Origin of the sequence: Pseudomonas lactucae, assembly GCF_016937615.1 — a bacterium.
Taxonomy (GTDB): domain Bacteria; phylum Pseudomonadota; class Gammaproteobacteria; order Pseudomonadales; family Pseudomonadaceae; genus Aquipseudomonas; species Aquipseudomonas lactucae.
In genome coordinates this window covers 24,896-44,321 of sequence record NZ_JAFHKI010000057.1, presented here as the reverse complement: position 1 = coordinate 44,321, position 19,426 = coordinate 24,896, and the positions used below count along the sequence as shown (strand labels likewise).

Here is a 19,426-nt window from a genome sequence, read left to right as displayed (position 1 = left end):
ACATTGATGGAGGAGGTGCGGCCGAGGATTTTCAGTGAGTGGCCCATGGTGGTTCCCTGGCATTTGGAAAATGATCAATCTAGCAGGGGATAGGCAGCTGCGCGATATCTCAAGTGGGCACGGTTGAACATATGGGAGGGGCTGTTCGACGATTCGACTTGCTCCCGATAGCGGTGCGGATTACCTATATCGGGAGCAAGCCCCCTCCCACATTTTGACCGAGGGCATCAGTTAGATGACGCGTCGGCTATCAGGCCGTCACGCAAGCAAGCCCGCCCACCCCACAGACAGCGGGCCACCAAAGCCCAACGCAGTCACCCAATCCTGTTGAATACTTGCCTGATCCTCTGAACTTGAGCCCCCTCAGATAGATCCCCCTTGCGCGGTAGTCTAGAGTTCGACGATGGGCGACCTATAGTCGCACCACCCCTATAAGAAACCAGCACCACCAACCGATGATCAGCAGGTGAGCCCGCCATGGAATTACGTATCAACCAAAAGGCCTATCAGGTCGACGCCGACGCCGACACGCCCTTGCTGTGGGTGATCCGCGACGACCTGGGCCTGACCGGCACCAAATACGGCTGCGGCCTGGCCCAGTGCGGCGCCTGTTCGGTGCTGGTGGACGGCAACGTGGTGCGCTCCTGCGTGACGCCGGTGGCCGGTGTGGTTGGTCGCGAGATCACCACCATCGAAGCCATCGAGGCCGATGAAGTGGGCAAGCGCGTGGTCAGCGCCTGGGTCGAGCATCAGGTGGCGCAATGCGGTTATTGCCAGTCCGGCCAGGTGATGGCGGCCACCGCGCTGCTCAAGCACACCCCCGCCCCCACCAGGGACCAGATCGACGCGGCGATGGTCAACCTGTGCCGCTGCGGCACCTACAACGCCATCCACACCGCCATGTCTGACCTGGCCACCGGGAAGGAGACCGCCTGATGAACACACCTGAACTGATCCCCGGTGTGCCCCTGGGCGAGCCGATCAACCTGTCGCGCCGGCGTTTTCTGGCGAGTACCGCCGTCGGTGCGCTGGTCATCGGTTTCGGCCTGCCGCTCGGTTCCGGCCGGTGCAGGCGGCCACCGGCGTAGCGCGCGGCACGCAAGTGCCGGCTTTTCTGGAGATTCGCCCGGACGGTACGGTGCGCCTGCTCAGCCCCTTCATGGAAGGCGGCCAGGGCACCCACACCGCCATGGCGCAGATCGTCGGTGAAGAATTGGATGCCGACCCGGCCACCTTCATCGTCGAAGCGGCGCGCCCGGCGAAGCCTACGTGGTGATGGAAAACGGTATGCGCATCACCGGCGGCAGCATGTCGGTGCGCATGAGTTACCCGACCATGCGCCGCCTGGGCGCCCTCGCCCGCGCCATGTTGCTGCAGGCCGGTGCCGAGCAGTTGCGCGTGCCGGTGAGTGAGTTGACCACCCAACCCGGCCGCGTGGTACACGCCGCGTCCGGCCGCTCCGTGGGTTATGGCGAGTTGGCCGGTCGCGCGCTGGACATGCCGGTGCCTGACCCCGCGAGCATCACCTTGCGCGACCCCGGCCAGTTCCGCTGGATCGGCAAACCGGTCAAGCGCCTGGATGCCTACGACAAATCCACCGGCAAGGCGTTGTACAGCATCGATTTGAAGGTCGACGGTATGCTCCATGCGGCCGTGCAACACGCGCCGCGCCTGGGCATGACCGTCGGCGGCCTGCGCAACCAGACGCAGGTCGAGGCCATGAAGGGCGTGCATTCCGTTCATCAACTGCCCGGCGCCGTAGCGGTGGTGGCAGAACGCTGGTGGCATGCCAAGCGTGCGGTGGAGGCGATTCAGGTCGACTGGCTGGAACCGACGGCCGACTCCAAAGTGCGTGCGATGCCGGCTGATTTTTCCAGCGATGGCTACCGTGACTTTCTCGCGACCCAACAAGGCCCGGCCCGCGACGACGAGAACGAAGGCGACGTGGCCGGCGCGCTGAAAAACGCCAAGACCCAGGTCGAAGCCACCTACCACAACCAATACGTCAACCACGCCCAGCTGGAGCCGCCCTCAGCGCTGGCGCGCTTCAACGCCGACGGTTCACTGGATATCTGGCTGCCCAACCAGGCACCGGACATGTTCCGCGCCGACATCGCCAAGCGCACCGGCCTGGCCCTTGAGCAGATCAACCTGCACTCGCCGTTGCTCGGTGGCTTTTTCGGCCGGCATTTCCTCTATGACTCGGCCAGCCCCTACCCGCAGGCCATTGCGTTGGCCAAGGCGGTGGGCCGCCCGGTCAAGTTGATCTGGAGCCGCGAAGAAGAGTTCCTGCGCGATGTGCTGCGCCCGGTCGCAGTGGTCAAGTTCCGCGCCGCGCTGGACGCCGACGGCTTGCCGACGGCTATTGAAGCGGTCAGCGCCACCGAAGGCCCCACCGAAGCCATCGCCGGCAAGCAGGGCGATAAAATCGACCCCACCGCCCTCGAAGGGCTGTCGGGCAAGAGCTACGCCATCCCCAACAAACGCATCGCGCAGATCTACGTCAAAGGCCCGGCCATGCTCGGTTACTGGCGTTCGGTGGGCAATTCGCTCAATGATTTTTTCTACGAAGCCTTCCTCGATGAACTGGCGGACACCGGCAAACGCGACCCGTACGAGCTGCGCCTGCATCTGCTGCGCGACAACCCGCGGCTGACCACCCTGCTCAAGGCGGTGGCCGAGTTGTCCGGCGGCTGGAAACGCGGCCCCTACACCGCCGAAGACGGCACACGCCGTGCCCGTGGCGTGGCCATGGCCTCGCCGTTCGGTTCGCACGCGGCAGTGATCGCCGAGGTGTCGATCGAGAAAGGCCAGGTCAAGGTGCACCACATCTGGGAGGCCATCGATCCGGGCAGCATCGTCAACCCGGCGATTGTCGAGGCGCAGGTCAACGGCGCGGTCGCGCTGGGCTTATCGCAAACCTTGCTGGAAGAAGCGGTGTACGTGGACGGCAAACCACGGGCGCGCAACTACGACCTTTACCCGATTCTGCCGCCGTCACGCATGGCCCAGGTGCACGTCAAGATTGTGGAGAGTGGCGAAAAGATGGGCGGCATTGGTGAACCGCCGCTGCCCGCCGTGGCACCGGCCGTGGCCAATGCGGTGGCGCAGTTGACCGGCCAGCGTATTCGCAGCCTGCCCCTGAGCCGACACACCTTCAGCTAACCGAGCGAGACCGCCCATGAACACCCGTCGATTCGCAAGAACCGTAGGCTGGCTCGCGCTGCCCTGCGTGGTCGCCGCCGGCCTGCTGGCCTGGTACGTCACCCGTCAACCCGCAACACCGTTCGAACAGCAACAGGCCGCCAGCGTCGACCCGGCTCAGGTCAGTCGCGGCGAGTATGTCGCGCGCCTCAGCGATTGCGTGGCCTGCCACAGCCTGCCGGGCAAGACGCCATTTGCCGGAGGCCTGGAAATGGCCACGCCGCTGGGCACCATCCACGCGACCAATGTCACGCCGGACCGAGACAGCGGCATCGGCGCCTACAGCCTGGCCGACTTCGACCGTGCCGTACGCCACGGCGTGGCACCGGGCGGCCGCCGACTGTATCCGGCCATGCCCTACCCGTCCTACGCCAAGCTCAGTGACGACGACATACGGGCGATGTATGCGTTTTTCATGAAAGGCGTGCAGCCGGCCAACCAACCGAACATCCCCAGCGATATTCCCTGGCCGCTGAACATGCGTTGGCCCATCGCGCTGTGGAACGATCTGTTCGCACCGACCGCCACCTATGCGGCCAAGCCTGAGCAGGACGCGCTGTGGAATCGCGGCGCCTATATCGTCCAGGGCCCAGGCCACTGCGGCAGTTGCCACACGCCGCGTGGGTTGGCCTTTAACGAGAAGGCGCTGGACGAATCCGGCAAGCCCTTCCTCGCCGGCGCCCTGCTCGACGGCTGGTATGCACCCAGCCTGCGCCAGGACCCGAACACCGGGCTGGGCCGCTGGAGCGAGCCGGAGATCGTGCAATTGCTCAAGACCGGGCGCAACCGACACGCCGTGGTCTACGGCTCGATGACCGAGGCGTTCAACAACTCCACGCAGTTCATGGCCGACAACGACCTGGCCGCCATCGCCCGCTACCTCAAGTCACTGCCCGGTGACCCACAACGCGACGGCACGCCGTGGGCTTACCAGGCCGTCGCGACGCACAGCGCCGCCACCCCGGGCGCCCACACCTACGCCACGCGCTGCGCCTCGTGCCACGGCGCTGATGGCAAAGGTCAGCCCGACTGGATGCCACCGCTGGCCGGCGCCACTTCGGCTCTCGCCAAGGAAACCGCCTCGGCCATCAACATCACGCTCAACGGCTCGCAACGCATCGTGGCCGCAGGCGTGCCGGACGCGTACCGCATGCCGGCCTTTCGCGAGCAATTGTCCGACCAGGAGATTGCCGAGGTGCTGACGTATGTGCGCAGTACGTGGGGCAATGGGGGTGGCGCCGTGGAGGTAAAAGCTGTCGAGAAGCTGCGCGGGCACACCGACCCGGCGAGCAGCAGTCCGATCATTTTGCAGATGCGTTGATAAGGAAGGGTTGCGGCGAACTAACCGACCTCAGCCATAGCGGCCCGTAACCCCTTCAGTTCAGAGCAAATATCCCGGTCTGATTGATCACAAATGTGGGGCAGGTCTTTCCAGTACGCCAATGCGCGGTCGATAGGCTGCGTGCGCGAAAACTGGCCCTTCTCCACCCAGCTCTGGATAACGTCGATAGCACTGGCCACGGCTTCACGATTGTTATCGGTGAGGTAACCGATAGCGAGCGCCTCAAGTGTCGCTGTCGGCGGCGCCTGCAGCCTCACCAGGCTTTGCAGGATGCACTCAGCGCCCTTGCAGTCAACATCCTGCAAATAGCGAACAAGCAATTGGACGGCACGCTCAGGGTGTTTCACTTCAACCAGCAGGCAGGCACACGCTAATGCCGAGTCAGGTGCGCTGTACAGCAACTCAGTGACATCGCGCTCGGAGAGAGTGGCTTTGAGCAGGACCAAGGCGGCGATGAACATTACCTTGCGCGAGCCCCGCAGAAAGTTGTGCTTCGCATGCTCCAGACCTACTTGAAACCCAGGGTTCTGGACTCCATCGTCGGCATCAAAGTCTACACGGGGCAACTCGTTGAACAGGGAAAACTTCGGATCCGTTTCGAGCCGCCTCAGGATCTCGCCGGCCTCCGCCGCGAGCTCAACCAGATTCAGTCGCTGAAGCCGTGCGAAATCTCTGAAGGTCAAGCCAAGGCTGTGAAGGTCTTCTGGCCAATCACCCTCAAATGCCTCATGCAGGTCGAAACCATCAATTTTAGTAGCCAGAAAAAACGCAGCGAATTGCGGAAAAGCATCGATAGGTTTCTGTACAGCCCCCGTGCAAAACGCCCCCGCCAAAAGTCGTTCTACACGACGTTTGAAAGCTCTATAGCGCTCAATAACTTCGGGAGATGGCCGCTGCCCAGGGAAGGAATCACGCAAGGTTAATTCCCTGCGAGTGGTTTTCTCTCGAATGCCGTGTTCATAACGAAACTTGTAAAGCTGAAGCCTGAACGCGTCGGACTTGCGCAAGCGGCCATCTGCCAACAGGTCGTTCGAAAACGCTTCTCTCTCTTCCTGCGCGCAAGCATTGAGTGTTAGCAGGGCGATGTATTGAAGCAAAAAATTTTCATGCCACACACGCTTCGAGAGTATCTCTTGAATATCAAAAGGCTTGCCATAAATGCCCAACAGTTCGGAGAAAACCAAGCGTGGCGGCAGCGTTTCAGGCAGCGCAAAGGCACATTGTGAAGCAATGCTCCACGCCACAAGCTTGAGAGCAGCGTCAGAGGACTCAAGGTGACGGTTTACCCAAGGCATCAGAAAGCGGCTTGCCTTTGGGCCGATTTCACACAAACCATGCCCCACTTTGAAATGCAGCGACTCAGGTAGCGATGTGGGACTGTCAAGAACCGCGAGGGAGGCTTGGATTAACTGCTCATATAAGGCCTCACTGGCTGCGGCCCCGGGTTTTGAGCACCAGAGCAAGGCCTGATACAGCGCCTCGGGATCACCCTCTTCGTGACGTGCAAGCAGGTAGTCGAACAGCGACGAGGCCATACCCAGTTCTACGGCATAGCCCAAGACTTCCTGCCATTGTGGGTCATACACCACCTCACCCAGCAGTCGCGTTTGTTGCGCCAGCAAGTGTCGTGCCGCGAGGAACTCCGCGAAAGACAGATGCGTAAAGGTAAGCAACTCTGTGTTGCTGTGCCTCAACACTTCAATCAGCCCCAATTTCTCCCAATGTGAAAGTGCGGTGTCCACTCTGATTGCGGCGTCGTACTCCGCAAAACCTGAGACGAACATCAATTCCTCAATGCAACGAGCCTCCAGTTCTTCGCGCTCGACCGCTGTTTTTTGACGCAGGCACCAACCGAGTGCGTTCAATACCGTATGTGCCACTCGTTTATTTTCAACACTCAGCGTGGAAGGAAGCTGGTCGTACAGCCGCAAAAACTGGATATACAACGCAGTCCTGCTTTCCGGCAACTGGTCGTATTTAAGCAGCAGACATGCGGACATCCCAAGCAGCTGTGGGCTGGTGCTGATGGCTTCAGACGCTGGTGATTTATGCAGTTGAGCATTCGCAATCCGTTCGCACTCTTCTTGCGTCCGGTCGTCACCGGCAACCGCCTTCATCAGCGTGGCCAGATTGGCGGGCCCGTCGTCCTTCGCAGGAGGAATGATCTCGTAATGTTCCCATTCTTTAAGCTGATCGGTTTCGTAACCGACAACCCGCGTGGTGATAACGGCCCGCATGCCGGAGTGACCCGACACGAAAAGCTCCAACTCTCGCGCTATCGAGTCGCGCTCATATCCACACTCGTCCAGGCCGTCAGCCAGCAACACCCACCGGCGTGGGTCAATCAACAAGAATGCCTCGCGGCTAAGAACTGAGCTGCCAATTGCCGTATCGATCAATGCGGACTTGAAGGTCAAGCCTGTACTCAGCGTCTTGACGACCTGTTTGAGCTTCACGAACAGCACGAAATAGCCATCCACACAATAACGATGCGCAAGCACCGTCAAGGCCATGGACTTGCCTATGCCAGGGCCTGCGACAATAACCGCCTGCCTCTTGAAACGAGCGAGCCAGTCGATGTCGAATTTCTTGCTGGATCGTTTACCTTCCGCTCCCGCCCGATAGCGCTTAACCACGGTCTGAACATCTTCACCATGGCGCGTACGGTGCTCATAACGGCAAACCACCATCGGAAGGCGACTATGGAGTGGCAAGCGCCGCCCTCTGCCCGGCAAAGAAAAGGTCGAATGGTTTTTTTCCACCCAACCTCGGTACTGCGCATGCAAAGCCGCCGAGCACCTCGTCGAATTGAGGGCAAAACCCTCACGGGTGAACATATCGACCAGTGAATCGCTGGTCATTCGGCCGGGAGAACCTGTTTTACGCTCTACCGCATAGTGAAGCGTGTTCCACGCATGTCGCGGATCATGGCCAGGCGACAATAGAAGACCCAGCGCATCAATCGCATGCTCGACCTGCGAACAATTCTCTTCAGTGCCGTGAAATATCTGGATCCTGATTCGCTCGCAAACCGATTGGATCGGAATGTTCGCTGACTCAAGCTGCTCTTTCCAACACCCGATATCGCCCTTCCATGAAACCTCCCGGCCCTCACTGACGCGAACAATAGCGTCGGCGAGATCGCGTCGGATAGCTTTGCTCGTCTCTGGATCGACGACGAGAATCCCATAAGCAAGCTTTCCCTGGTGAATCGCCAGCGCCAAGGCGTTCAAGACTTCCCAAAGCAACTTACGCGCTTTCAGCCCCTTTTTTACTTGAACTTCCGCCGTGATCCCATTGCTGAACTCGATACGAATATCGTCACCAGGGCCGCCACTCTCAGGCATGACCGCAACAGGCGCCTCAGCGCACAGATCCTTGAACCAACTGACAGGTTTTCCCTGCAACATACGAAGACAGACATAGGCCGTAGCAGAGGCTTGAAAATAGATCCCTCTTGCGTTGGCCGCTCCGCCGGCGCGTTTGCTTGTATGAGTCGCTGCTGCATCCTTGGGCATACCGTGCACATCTATCCATTCTGAAAACTGCGCAAGAGTGACACTCATGCAGACGGTTGCCAAGAAGGTCCGGATGGCAGATACCGGGGCTACGGCACCGGCTGCACATCCTTGAAACTCAGCCCCGAACTGCCCGTCACCTGCCACGGGTTGGCGCTGCCGTGTTCGCTGAACACCACCGCCTCAAAACGCGAGTCTTTCAAGCCGTCGATCCGCGCCCCGGCCGCGCCACGCAAACGCACGCGCTGGAACACCAGGCCTTCGTGGTAAGCGTTGTGCTGGCTGTCGCCCTTGACCTCGATCGCCCGGCCCTGGGCGTTCTCGACGCTGACGTCGCTCACCCGAATAGCCTTGAACTGCCCGGCAATCGTGGAACGCTGGTAATCGAGTTTGGCGTTCGGGTCGTTGTAGTCCAGGGTAAAGATGAACGCCTGCTTGAGCGTGTTGCGAATCGCCGAATCGCGGAAGGTGACGTTGCGCGCGCCGCCGCCCATGAAGTTGGTGCTCTTCATGCGTAACCCGGCGTCGGTGCCGTCGGACACATTGTCTTCGGCCAGGATGTTCTGGATCCACGCGCCGGTATGACTGCCGGCCACCACCATGCCGTGGCCTTTGCGGAAGTAGTTGTTGAAAATCCACGCGTCTTGCTGGGGCGGCTGATGCACGGCGTTCGCGCCGGTGCCGGCGGCGAAATTGACGCAGTCATCGCCGGTGTCAAAGAAGTTGTTGAAGACCATGGCGCCTTTGCTGTTGGCGAACTCGATACCGTCGCCGTTGTTGGCGTCGTAGGTCTTGTGGGTGGTGTTGGCCAGCACCACGTTTTCGGTCTCCAGGTTCATGATCCCGTGGAACGCCGGGTTCAGCACCGTGAAGCCGCCGTAGAACACGTTCTTGACGTTGCGCAGGGTGATCAGCGAGGAACGCATCTGCCCGTAGGCGTCCTTGACATTCATGCCCCGCGCCACGGCCTGCTCCACCTGCGCCTTGGCCAGGACGCCGTCCTGGGCATAGCGTGTATTGTCGCTGGGCACGTAGAACGGCAGGGCCTGGCCACGCTCATCGACGACATCGGCGTTGCGCTTCCAGCCATTGCCGTCGATCGTGCCCTTGCCGACGATGCGGATGTTTTCGAACGCCTGGTGCTGGCGCGGATCGCGGGGCAAGGCGTTGATCAGCGAGGCCGGGCGCACCGTCGTGGAATACGGGTACTGGATGTAACCCGCCAGCGGGTAGTCTTCGGCGCGTTCGGAGCCCAGCAGCGTCGCGCCTTCGGCCACCTCCAGGGTCATGTTGCTCTTGAGGTAGAGCGCGCCGCTCTTGTAGGTGCCTTTGGGCAGCAAGACCTTGCAGCCTGGGGAGCAGGCATCGATGGCCGTTTGAATCGCCAGGGTGTCGAGATGGATACCATCGCCTTTGGCGCCATAGCGTTTCACGTCAAACACCGCCGCGACTTTCGTGGTGCGCTGCATCACAGGTGCGCTGTCGGCGGACTCGTTGCCCTTGCCGTCCACCGAACGCACGGTGAAACGGTAAGCCGTGTCGGGTTTCAGGCCTTGCGCGGTGTAGCTGTGAATGCCGATGCGATGGTGGAAATGGGCAGTGTCTTGCCGATAGAACTGGTCGATATAGGGCTTGGCTGGCGACACCTGGTCATTGTTGGCATTGCTGGAGCCCAGCAGCCTACCGTTGGCGTAGACCCGGTAGTCCTGGACATCGGCGTGCCCGGTGGGTTTTTCCCAGACCAGGATGATCTGCTGATCGTCATAGGCCAGCGTGGGCACTTGCAGCTTGGACGGGGCTTGCAGCGCCCATGACAGCGGGCTGCAAGCCAGGGCCGCGAGGGTCAGCGCGCAACGCACCGAGGACTTTTTCGAGGGTTGAAGCGGCATATTGTTCTCCTTGTTTTGCCGGTCATCACACCGAGGCAGGTGGCAGGTGGGAGCTGTCGAGCGTTGGCGCGTCAGCCGATGACATGTCGACAGCTCCCACAGGTGATCCTGGCGAGCGCCTTACTGGGCGCCGAGGGCCTCGATCAGTACCGCCAGTTGTTCCACCTCGTCCGGCAGCAGATCGGTCAGTGGCGCGCGCACCGGGCCGGCGTCATGCCCCACCAGGCGCGCACCGGCCTTGACGATGCTCACGCCGTAGCCTTCGCACCGGTTACGAATGGCCAGGTACGGCAGGAAGAAATCATCGATCAAGCGGCCCACCGTGGCGTGGTCGTCAGCGGCCACGGCGTGGTAGAAATCCATCGCGGTTTTCGGGATGAAATTGAACACCGCCGAGGAATACACCGGCACGCCGAGGGCTTTATAGGCGGCGGCATACACTTCGGCGGTCGGCAGGCCACCCAGGTAGGTCAGGCGGTCGCCGAGGCGGCGACGGATGCTGACCATCGATTCGACTTCACCAATGCCGTCCTTGAAGCCGATGAGGTTCGGGCAGCGCTCGGCCAACTGTTCCAGGCTGTCGGCGTTGAGACGGCACAGGTTGCGGTTGTACACCACCACACCGAAATCCACCGAATTGCACACTTGCTCCACATGCGCCACCAGGCCCTTCTGGCTGGCTTCGGTGAGGTAATGCGGCATCAACAGAATACCGGCGGCACCCAGGCGCTCTGCTTCCTGGGCGTAAGCGATGGCTTGGCGCGTGGGGCCACCGGCACCGGCGAGGATCGGCACCTGGCCTTTGCAGGTGTCCACGGCCGTTTTGATGATCTGCGTGTATTCCTTGGCCTCCAGAGAGAAGAACTCCCCGGTGCCGCCGGCCGCGAACAGTGCGCTGGCGCCGTAGGGCGCCAGCCACTCAAGACGACGGGCGTAGGTGTCGGCGCGGAAGTCGCCGGCGGCGTCAAAGTCGGTCACCGGGAACGAGAGCAAGCCGGAAGACAGGACTGTTTTTAGTTCTTGTGGCGTCATGGTTCGCAAACCTCACATCGAAAATGAATGGAATACCTTAAGAGGTAAGTCATCGTACAACTACACTATTATTAAAGCTACCGCCTAAACGCACGCGATGGAGCTTTCGGGATAATACCTAGCAAAATATGAGGAAATAACGAAATAAAATTCGTACGACCAATACAAAGTCGTACGATGACTATGCATTTTTAGCCTACGCGACGCCGCTCCGACGCCTGACTGAAGTCTCGGCTGGCCTGCACCAGCATGCGTGTGTAGTCGTGAGCGGCCAGGTCCTGGCTCAGCGCCTGACAGTCGAGCAACTCGACGATCCTGCCGTGCTGCATCACCGCCACCCGATCACACAAGTGGGTGACCACCCCCAGGTCATGGGTGACCAGCAGATAGGTGAGTTTCTCGCGCTGGCGCAGGTCCGCCAGCAAGTTAAGGATTTCGGCCTGCACCGACACGTCCAGCGCCGAGGTCGGCTCATCCAGCAGCAACACACGTGGCTCCAGGATCAACGCCCGCGCAATCGCCACGCGCTGGCGCTGCCCACCGGACAACTGGTGCGGATAGCGGAAGCGGAAGCTATCGTTCAGGCCGACCTTGAGCAGGATCTCGTTGATACGATCATCCCTGTCCCCTACCCCGTGGATAATCAGCGGCTCACGCAGTGCGGTGTCGATGGTGTGCCTGGGATGCAGGGAGCCGTAGGGGTCCTGGAAGACCATTTGCACCTTGCGAAAATGCGCCTTGGGAATCTTGTGCTGCAACGGCGCGCCGGCAATGCTCAGCGCGCCGCTCCAGTGTCGGTACTGCCCGGCCAGGCAGCGCAACACAGTGGTCTTGCCCGAGCCGGACTCCCCCACCAGGCCGAACGATTCACCGTCGGCGACACTCAGGCTCACATCGTGCAGCACCTGGTTGATGGCGGCGCCTGTGCCGAAGCTCAGGTTCAAGGCGTGTGCTTGGATCATGGGCATGGTCAGGTTCCTTATTGGGTCAGCCAGAGCGGGTCGCGCTTGAGCACCGGCAGGTGCACGCGGCGGTTGTCCATGCTCGGCAGTGCGGCCAGCAGGCCACGGGTATAGGGATGCTCGGCGTACTGCAGGTCGCAGGCGGCCAGGGATTCGACGACGCGCCCGGCATACATCACCAGCACGCGGTCGCAGTAGTTGCGCACCAGGTTGAGGTCGTGACTGACAAAAATCAGCCCCATCTGCTGCTGGTCTACCAGCTCTTCCAGCACGTTGAGCACTTGCTGGCGCACCGAGACATCCAGCGCCGAGGTGGGCTCGTCGGCGATGATCACTTCGGGACGGGTGATCACCATCATCGCGATCATGATGCGCTGGCCCATGCCGCCGGACACTTCGTGGGGGTACAGGTTGTAGACCCGTTGCGGGTCGCGGATGTGCACCTGTTCGAGCATCTGCAACACACGCTCGCGCGCATCGCCGCGGCTGGCCTTGTGGTGGGCCAGGTAGGCTTCGGCAATCTGATCGCCCACCTTGACCACCGGGTTCAACGAGTACTTGGGGTCTTGCATGATCATCGAGATGCGCTGGCCACGGATCTTCTGCATGGCCTTTTCGCTGGCCGACAGCAAGTCCACTTCGCCAAACGCCATGGCCTTGGCGGTGATTTTCGCGCTGGGCGGATGCAGCTTGAGCAGGCTGCGCCCCACCGTGGATTTACCCGAACCGGACTCACCGACAATCGCCAGTTTCTCCCGACCCAGGGTGAAGGACACATCGCGCACGGCGTGGGTTTCTTTCTGGCCACTGACGAAGCGCACATTCAGCCCTTCGACATTCAGTTTGATGGCGGACATAAAGGTGTTCCTCCGATTATTCGCTGCGCGGATCAAGGATGTCCCGCAGGCCATCGCCCAACAGGTTGAAGGCCAGGCTGACCAGCATGATCGCCGCCCCGGGTACCGCCACCAGCCACCAGCATTCGAGCATGTAGCGTCGACCGGTGGAGATCATCGCGCCCCATTCCGGCAGCGGCGCCTGGGCGCCCAGGCCGAGAAAGCCCAGGGCCGCGGCGGTCAGGATGATCCCGGCCATGTTCATGGTCAGGCGGATGATCACCGACGACAGGCACATCGGCACGATGTGGCGCAGGATAATCCGCGCCGGCGACGCGCCTTGCAGCTCCACCGCGACGACAAAATCGGCATTGCGCAGCGACAGGGTTTCGGCCCGCGCCAGCCGCGCAATCGGCGGCCAGGAGGTCAAGGCAATCGCCACCACCGCGTGCTCCAGGCCGGGGCCCAGGGCGGCGATGAACGCCAGCGCCAGCACCAGGCTGGGGAAGGAGATGAAGATATCGGTCAAGCGCATGAACACCGTGTCCACCGCCCCGCCGAAATAGCCCGACACCGTGCCGATAAACAGCCCGATAGGCCCGACAATCACCGTAACCAGGCCAATGATGTACAGGGTGATGCGCGAGCCGTAGACCAGGCGACTGAAAATATCCCGGCCATATTCATCGGTGCCGAACCAGTGCGCCGCGCCCGGTGCCTGCAAGGCGTTGGCGAGGTTTTGCGCCACCGGGTCGTGGGTGGCGATCCACGGCGCGAAGGCCGCGACCACCACCAACAGCAACGCCACCAGCAGGCCCGCCAGGGTCATGGGGTTGCGCAACAAATGCCGCAACACCCGCAGGCTGCTCTTGCAAAAGGCGTCAAAGCTGGAGCCTGGCGTACGATCCACCGGGCGCTTCGCCGCCGACTCTATGGAAGACAGGTTGGCATTCATAAGCATCTTCTCTGTGTGAATTGTGGAAGCACTCAACGCTGCTTGTAGACACCCAGGTAACGGGTGGCCTCGGCATCGTCACCACTGAAACCCTTGACGTCGGCCGCGCTGACCACGGTGTCGGTCATCTGCGAGATCATCAGGATCGGCCCCACCTGCTGGTCGTAGAGGTTCTGCGCCTGGTGGTACAGGCTGATGCGCTGCGCCGGGTCGCGGCTGACCCCGGCCTGGTCGATCAGGCTGTTGAGTTGCGGGTTGAAGAACGAAGCGCGCCAGCCCTGGAAGTTCGGCAAGCCGGCGTCGTCGCTGTTGTTGGGGTTGTAGGCGAAGGTCCGCAGGCTGAAATACGGGTGCGGATAACGCTCGGCACCCCGCGCCACGATGATCTCGAAATTGCGCGCACGCATTGCGCCGTACACCTGGTTGCCGGTGCCGGTGACGATGCTGGCTTTGATCCCGCCTTCGGCCAGTGTCGCTTGCAGGCGCGCGGCGATATCAATGAACGGCGGCTCTGACAAGGTGCGAATGGTGGTATTGAAACCGTTGGGATAGCCCGCCTCGGCAAGCAGCTTTTTCGCCTTGGTCACATCCATGTGATAACCCGGGTCCGGCAAGCGCGCTTGCAACCCCAGCTGCATCGGTTGCTGATTAAGCTTGCCGTAGTACGGCATCACCTGCTCATCCAAGCCCTTGTAGTCGATCAGGTTGCGCACTGCTTCACGCACCTGGGGCTTGGCAAACTCGGCTTGCTTCATGCTCATCGCCACGTAGTACATCGTCCCGCGCGGCAGTGACTGCACCTGGATCTTGTCCGAGCCATCGATGGCGCGAATGTCCGGCGCGGCCATGCCATAGGCCAGGTCAAGGTCGCCGCGCTCAAGCATCAGGCGCAGCGACTGGGATTCGGTCATGTGCCGCACCACCACGCGCTTGAGCTTGGCCGCGCGCCCCAGTAACCGTCGAAACGGGTCAGCAGCAGCGAGTCGTTGGCGCTCCATTTGCTCAGCACGAACGGGCCACTGCCCGCCTCGTTCGTCACCAGCCAACCGGCACCCAGGTCAGCATTTTTTTCATGCGCCAGCGCAGTCTTGCGGTCCACCACCACGGCGCTGGGCGAGATCGCCAGGGAGTCCACCAGCAGCAGCGGGTCCATGGTCTGCGGCAGGTCGATCACCAGGGTGTGGGTGTCGGTGGCGCGGATCAGCGATTGAATGTTGTCGACGCTGTAGCCGTAGGCCTTCCAAGTGGTGGCCAGACCGAAGTTGAGCTTCATCACGCGGTACAGCGACCACGCCACGTCTTCGGCAGTCAGCGGGTTGCCCGAATGGAACTTCACATCCTGGCGCAGGTGGAACGTCACCTGCTTGCCGTCCTCGCTGATGTCCCAGCGTTCGGCCAACTGCGGCAGGTGTTTTTCCGGGTTGCCCTGGTCGCGCTTGATCAGCGTGTCGTAGAGGTTGGCGTTGACGCCGGACGCATCCAGGCCGGGTGCGTTGGCCGGGTCGATGGAGAACAGGTTGACCATGCTCATGCCGACGATCAGTTGATCGGCCGGGGTCTTGGCGTGGGCCAGGGTCATCGGCCCGAGGGTGAGTGCGGCCGCGAACAGGCCAAGGTGCAGTTTCGAAAATGTCATGAAAAAATCCTTCTTCTTATTAGTTTTATCGGTACTGCGTTGCGCATCAGCGGGTGCGTGGGTCGAACACCTTGTACAAGGCGTCGCTGATCAGGTTGAGCGCGACGAAAATCAAGCCGATCACCAGCACACAGCCCATCACCGCATTCATGTCACCGAGCATCAGGCTGCTGGTCAGGTACTGGCCGAACCCCGGCCAGGCGAACACCGTCTCGATCAGCACCGCGCCTTCCAGCAGCGAGCCGTACGCCAGCGCCACCACCGTCAGCAACTGCACGAGGATGTTGCGAAACGCATGCCCCCACACCACTTGGCGACGGGACAAACCCTTGACCCGCGCGGTGATGATGTACTCCTGGGACAGTTGCTCCAGCATGAAGCTGCGGGTCATGCGGCTGATGTACGCCACTGAGTTAAGGCCCAGGATCAGTGCCGGCAGCACGATGTGGCGCAAGGCGCTGGCGAAGGCTTCCCAGTCGCGCGCCAGGCTGGTGTCGATCAGCAGCAGGCCGGTGACCTCGGGCACCATGCCGTCATAGGCCAGGTCGATGCGCCCTGCTCCACCGGCCCAACCGAGCCAGGCGTAGAACACCAGCAGGCCCATCATGCCCAGCCAGAAAATCGGCGTGGAGTAACCGAACAAGGTGATCACCCGGGCGACGTGATCGCCGAGGCGCCCCTGGTTACTGGCCGCGCACACCCCCAGCGGCAACCCGATGAGCACGCCGAACAGAATCGCCAGGGTGGCCAGCTCGATGGTCGCCGGGAACACGCGCAGGATGTCGTCCAGCACCGGGTGGCCGGTCAACAGCGCGTTGCCGAAGTCGCCGTGGAGCAAGTCGTTGAGGTAAAGCCCGAACTGGGTCCATATCGGTTTATCCAGGCCCATCGAACGGTACACCTGGTCGTAGGTGGACGCGTCCGCGTCCGGCCCCACCACGGCCAGCACCGGGTCCAGCGGCATGACCCGACCGATGATAAAGGTCAGCGCCAACAGGCCGAGCAAGGTCACCAGCACCGTGCCGGTACGCCGCAGGGTATTGGAAGCGCGAGCGCCCATGACAGAGGCAGTCATAACAAACATAGTGAGCTCCTGATTAATCGATCAGCGCTTTTTGTAGACGTCTTTGTAGCGCGTGGTCGCAGCGGTATGGCCCTGGAAGTCGGCCACGTCGGTGTATACCACCACGGTGTCGGTCATTTGCGAGACGGGCAAAATAGCGCCCACTTGCTGATCGACCTGCTCCTGGATAGCCCGGTACTGGGCCAGTTGCTTGCCGGCATCGGGCTCGACTTCCGCCTGTTCGATCAACCGGTTCAGCTCAGGGCTGTAGAACGAGGTGCGCCAGCCCTGGAAGTTGGTGAGCTTGGCCTCATCGCGGTTATCCGGGTTGTACACCAGGGTGCGCAGGCTGGAATGCGGATGACGCTCCGCCCCGCCACCGCCACGCCCGACGATGATGTCGAAGCTGCGCTCACGCATCGCGCCGTAGACCTGGTTGCCGGTGCCGGTCACGATGCTGGCCTGGATACCGGCCTGGGCCAGGGTCGACTGCAGGTTGGAAGCAATGTTGATGAACGGCGGCTCGGCCAACACGCGGATGGTGGTCTTGAAGCCGTTCGGGTAGCCGGCTTCGACCAGCCAGGCCTTGGCCTGTTCAACGTTGAGCGTATAGCCGGGATCGGGCAGGCGCGCAGCCAAACCCAACGGCATCGGGCGTTGGTTGATCACGCCGTAATGCGGCATGACCGTCTGATTGATACCCTGGTAGTCGATCAGCGAACGCACGGCCTTGCGCACGCGCGCATCGGCAAACATCGGCTGCTTCACACTCAGCGCCACGTAATACAGGGTGCCGCGCTGCAGGGTCTGGGTGCGCACCTTGTCGCTTTTTTGCAGGGCTTCGATGTCCGGCGCGGACATGCCTTTGGCAATGTCCAGGTCACCGCGCTCGATCATCAGGCGCAACGACTGCGACTCGGTCATGTTGCGCATGACGATGCGCTTGAGCTTGGCCGGGCCGCCCCAGTAGCCGTCGAAACGGCTCATCAGGATCACATCGTTGGCGCGCCAGTCGTTGAGCACGAACGCGCCACTGCCGGCCGCGTGCGTCACCAGCCAGGCGGCGCCCATGTCGTTGTTTTTCTGGTGTTCGAGGACTTTTTTGCGGTCGAGGATAAATGCGCTCGGCGAGGTCGCCAGGGTGTTGAGCACCAGCAGCGGATCGGTAGGTCGCGGCAGCTCGATCACGAAGGTCGAGGCATCGGTGGCGCGCATATAGCGCTCGACGTTTTCGGCGGTGAAACCGTAGGCTTTCCAGGTCGACGCCAGGGCGAGGTTGAGTTTGAGTACGCGGTGCAGCGACCAGGCCACGTCTTCGGCGCTCAGGGCGTTGCCGGACTGGAATTTCACGCCGTCGCGCAGGTTGAAGGTCAGGGTCTTGCGGTCATCGCTGACCTGCCAGCGCTCGGCCAGCGCCGGCACCAGGCGATCAGGCTGGGCGACGTCCTGCACCAGCAACATGTCATAGAGGTTGGCATTGATCTCCGACACGTCCAGGCCGGTGGCGGCCGCCGGGTCCAGGGACAGCAGGTTGATCATGCTCATGCCGACGATCAACTGATCGGCCGGGGTCTTGGCAAAGCTTGCAGGTACCGCAGTGATAGCCAGGGCGGCGACGAATACCCGCGCCCACAGCGAAGGGAAAATAGTCATAACACGAGTGCCTTTTTTATATTTATACGGCTCTTGGGCAGCCCGGCGCATGCCGAGCCACCCGTGTAAAGGTCAGAAGCTGTTAAGCGTGTTGGTCTCGATGTAGTTGAAGTCAATGTCTTCACCCAGCCCCGGCAGGTCGGACAGGTGCACAAAACCGTCGTTATCCATAGGGTCTACAAGACGCTTGAGGTAGGCCGGAACTTCGTCGTAGTCCAGGTACGGGTGCAGCAGGCCACGCTCGTACCAGGTGCAATTCTTGATAGCGCCGACCACCGCCAGGTTGGCGGCGCCGTTGCCATGGATCTCGCAATCCATGCCGAACGACTCGGCCAGATGCGCCACCTTCAGGCACGGTGCAATGCCGCCGACGCCCGCCACACCGGCACGCAAGATATCGCAGACATCGTGCTTGACCCAGCTGGCGCGGCTCAGGTGTTTGCCGGACAGGGTTTCCGGACCCAACACCGGAATATCCAGTTGCCCCGCAAGCCAGGCATAGGACTCCGCGGACTCCTCCATCATCGGCTCTTCGAACCAGGCAAAGTCGAGCTTCTCCAGCTCGCGCCCGATATACAGCGCTTCGGTGCGGCTGTACCAGTGATAGCCATCGAGCATCAATGCGATGTCCGGCCCGACCGCTTCACGCACGGCCGCACAGGCTGCGACATCGATGCGCGGGCTCGGGGCGAAGGACACCGGCGGCATCCAGGTGTGCAATTTGATGGCCTTGTAGCCGCGCTGCACCAGAGTTTCGGCGAACCGGCCGTAGTCGTCGGGAGTGGCCAGGCCGCCGGGCAATTCATCGCCGCACATGGTCGAGCCGTAGGCCGGCACCTTGTCGCGGAACCCGCCGATCAACTTGTGCACCGGCACGCCCAGTTTGCGCCCCGCCCAATCCCACAGCGCCTGTTCAACCAGGGCCAGCGCGCGGTCGGTCAACTGGCTGGCACTGCCACGCTGCCAATGCGCCAGGTCGTGCCAGATTTTCTCGCGGTCAAACGCGTTTTGTCCCACCAGCACTTTGCGCACAAAACCATCGAGCACATAGGGGCGGATCAACTCGGGCGCGCCAAAGGCATAACCCTCCTGGCCATCTTCGGTCTGGATGCGCAGCAAAGCCATCTGCGCCTGGGTGACGTCACCGGGGTGAGCGTGGCCGGCGCTGTCCACTGCGCGGCGGGTCGGGTAGGAAAAAACCTGGACGTTGACTGCTGTGATTCTCATGGACGTCTTGAGCCTTCTTATTGGATTTGAGACGGGAGATGTCGTCTGTTGCGATCGATCATAGGTCATCGTACAACGCTTGAAAAGACCCAATAACCTCCCTTCACCA

General features: G+C 61.6%; 11 protein-coding genes and 2 pseudogenes. 3 read left to right on the top strand and 10 right to left on the bottom strand.

Translation table 11 applies throughout. From position 1 onward, the window contains the following. The first annotated feature begins 477 nt into the window (after positions 1-477). The 3 genes and pseudogenes from JWR98_RS11555 (at position 478) to JWR98_RS11545 (ending at position 4,525) form a co-directional block, all read left to right on the top strand. A complete protein-coding gene (locus JWR98_RS11555; RefSeq protein ID WP_078732690.1) occupies positions 478-936 on the top strand; it encodes a (2Fe-2S)-binding protein in 459 nt (152 codons plus the stop codon). Beyond that, positions 936-3,165: pseudogene (locus tag JWR98_RS11550) on the top strand (xanthine dehydrogenase family protein molybdopterin-binding subunit). The gene JWR98_RS11555 and the pseudogene JWR98_RS11550 overlap by 1 nt, the downstream one beginning before the upstream one ends. Before the next feature lie 16 nt (positions 3,166-3,181). Further along, positions 3,182-4,525: a c-type cytochrome gene (locus tag JWR98_RS11545; RefSeq protein WP_205490093.1), complete on the top strand. Its 1,344-nt coding sequence runs from the start codon at positions 3,182-3,184 to the stop codon at positions 4,523-4,525. A gap of 20 nt (positions 4,526-4,545) precedes the next feature. Here the strand turns inward: JWR98_RS11545 and JWR98_RS11540 are convergent, their stop codons facing one another. The 10 genes and pseudogenes from JWR98_RS11540 to JWR98_RS11495 all read right to left on the bottom strand — a co-directional run bounded on the left by JWR98_RS11540 (position 4,546) and on the right by JWR98_RS11495 (position 19,317). Then, positions 4,546-8,112, bottom strand: a complete 3,567-nt coding sequence (locus JWR98_RS11540; RefSeq protein ID WP_205490092.1) for an NACHT domain-containing protein — start codon at positions 8,110-8,112, stop codon at positions 4,546-4,548. Between the two features lie 41 nt (positions 8,113-8,153). Beyond that, positions 8,154-9,953 (bottom strand): glycoside hydrolase family 28 protein, encoded by a 1,800-nt coding sequence (locus tag JWR98_RS11535; protein WP_205490090.1) that lies wholly within the window; start codon positions 9,951-9,953, stop codon positions 8,154-8,156. 120 nt (positions 9,954-10,073) lie between these two features. Then, positions 10,074-10,985 (bottom strand): 5-dehydro-4-deoxyglucarate dehydratase, encoded by a 912-nt coding sequence (gene kdgD, locus JWR98_RS11530; RefSeq protein WP_078732686.1) that lies wholly within the window; start codon positions 10,983-10,985, stop codon positions 10,074-10,076. 191 nt (positions 10,986-11,176) lie between these two features. Continuing rightward, a complete protein-coding gene (locus JWR98_RS11525; protein ID WP_078732685.1) occupies positions 11,177-11,953 on the bottom strand; it encodes an ABC transporter ATP-binding protein in 777 nt (258 codons plus the stop codon). An 11-nt stretch (positions 11,954-11,964) separates the two neighbouring features. Next, positions 11,965-12,804 carry an ABC transporter ATP-binding protein gene (locus JWR98_RS11520; RefSeq protein ID WP_078732684.1) on the bottom strand — a complete coding sequence of 280 codons (840 nt, stop codon included), beginning with the start codon at positions 12,802-12,804 and terminating at the stop codon, positions 11,965-11,967. A gap of 16 nt (positions 12,805-12,820) precedes the next feature. Then, positions 12,821-13,738 carry an ABC transporter permease gene (locus JWR98_RS11515; protein ID WP_003173267.1) on the bottom strand — a complete coding sequence of 306 codons (918 nt, stop codon included), beginning with the start codon at positions 13,736-13,738 and terminating at the stop codon, positions 12,821-12,823. Positions 13,739-13,770: 32 nt separating this feature from the next. Continuing rightward, positions 13,771-15,374, bottom strand: a pseudogene (locus tag JWR98_RS11510) (ABC transporter substrate-binding protein). Positions 15,375-15,420: 46 nt separating this feature from the next. Beyond that, positions 15,421-16,458, bottom strand: coding sequence for an ABC transporter permease (locus JWR98_RS11505; RefSeq protein WP_205490088.1), 1,038 nt, complete (start codon positions 16,456-16,458; stop codon positions 15,421-15,423). A gap of 21 nt (positions 16,459-16,479) precedes the next feature. Then, the gene (locus tag JWR98_RS11500; protein ID WP_205490086.1) at positions 16,480-18,090 is read right to left on the bottom strand and encodes an ABC transporter substrate-binding protein; all 1,611 of its coding nucleotides are present in this window, start codon (positions 18,088-18,090) and stop codon (positions 16,480-16,482) included. A 72-nt stretch (positions 18,091-18,162) separates the two neighbouring features. Next, positions 18,163-19,317 carry a mandelate racemase family protein gene (locus tag JWR98_RS11495; RefSeq protein ID WP_078732680.1) on the bottom strand — a complete coding sequence of 385 codons (1,155 nt, stop codon included), beginning with the start codon at positions 19,315-19,317 and terminating at the stop codon, positions 18,163-18,165. Positions 19,318-19,426: the final 109 nt, after the last annotated feature.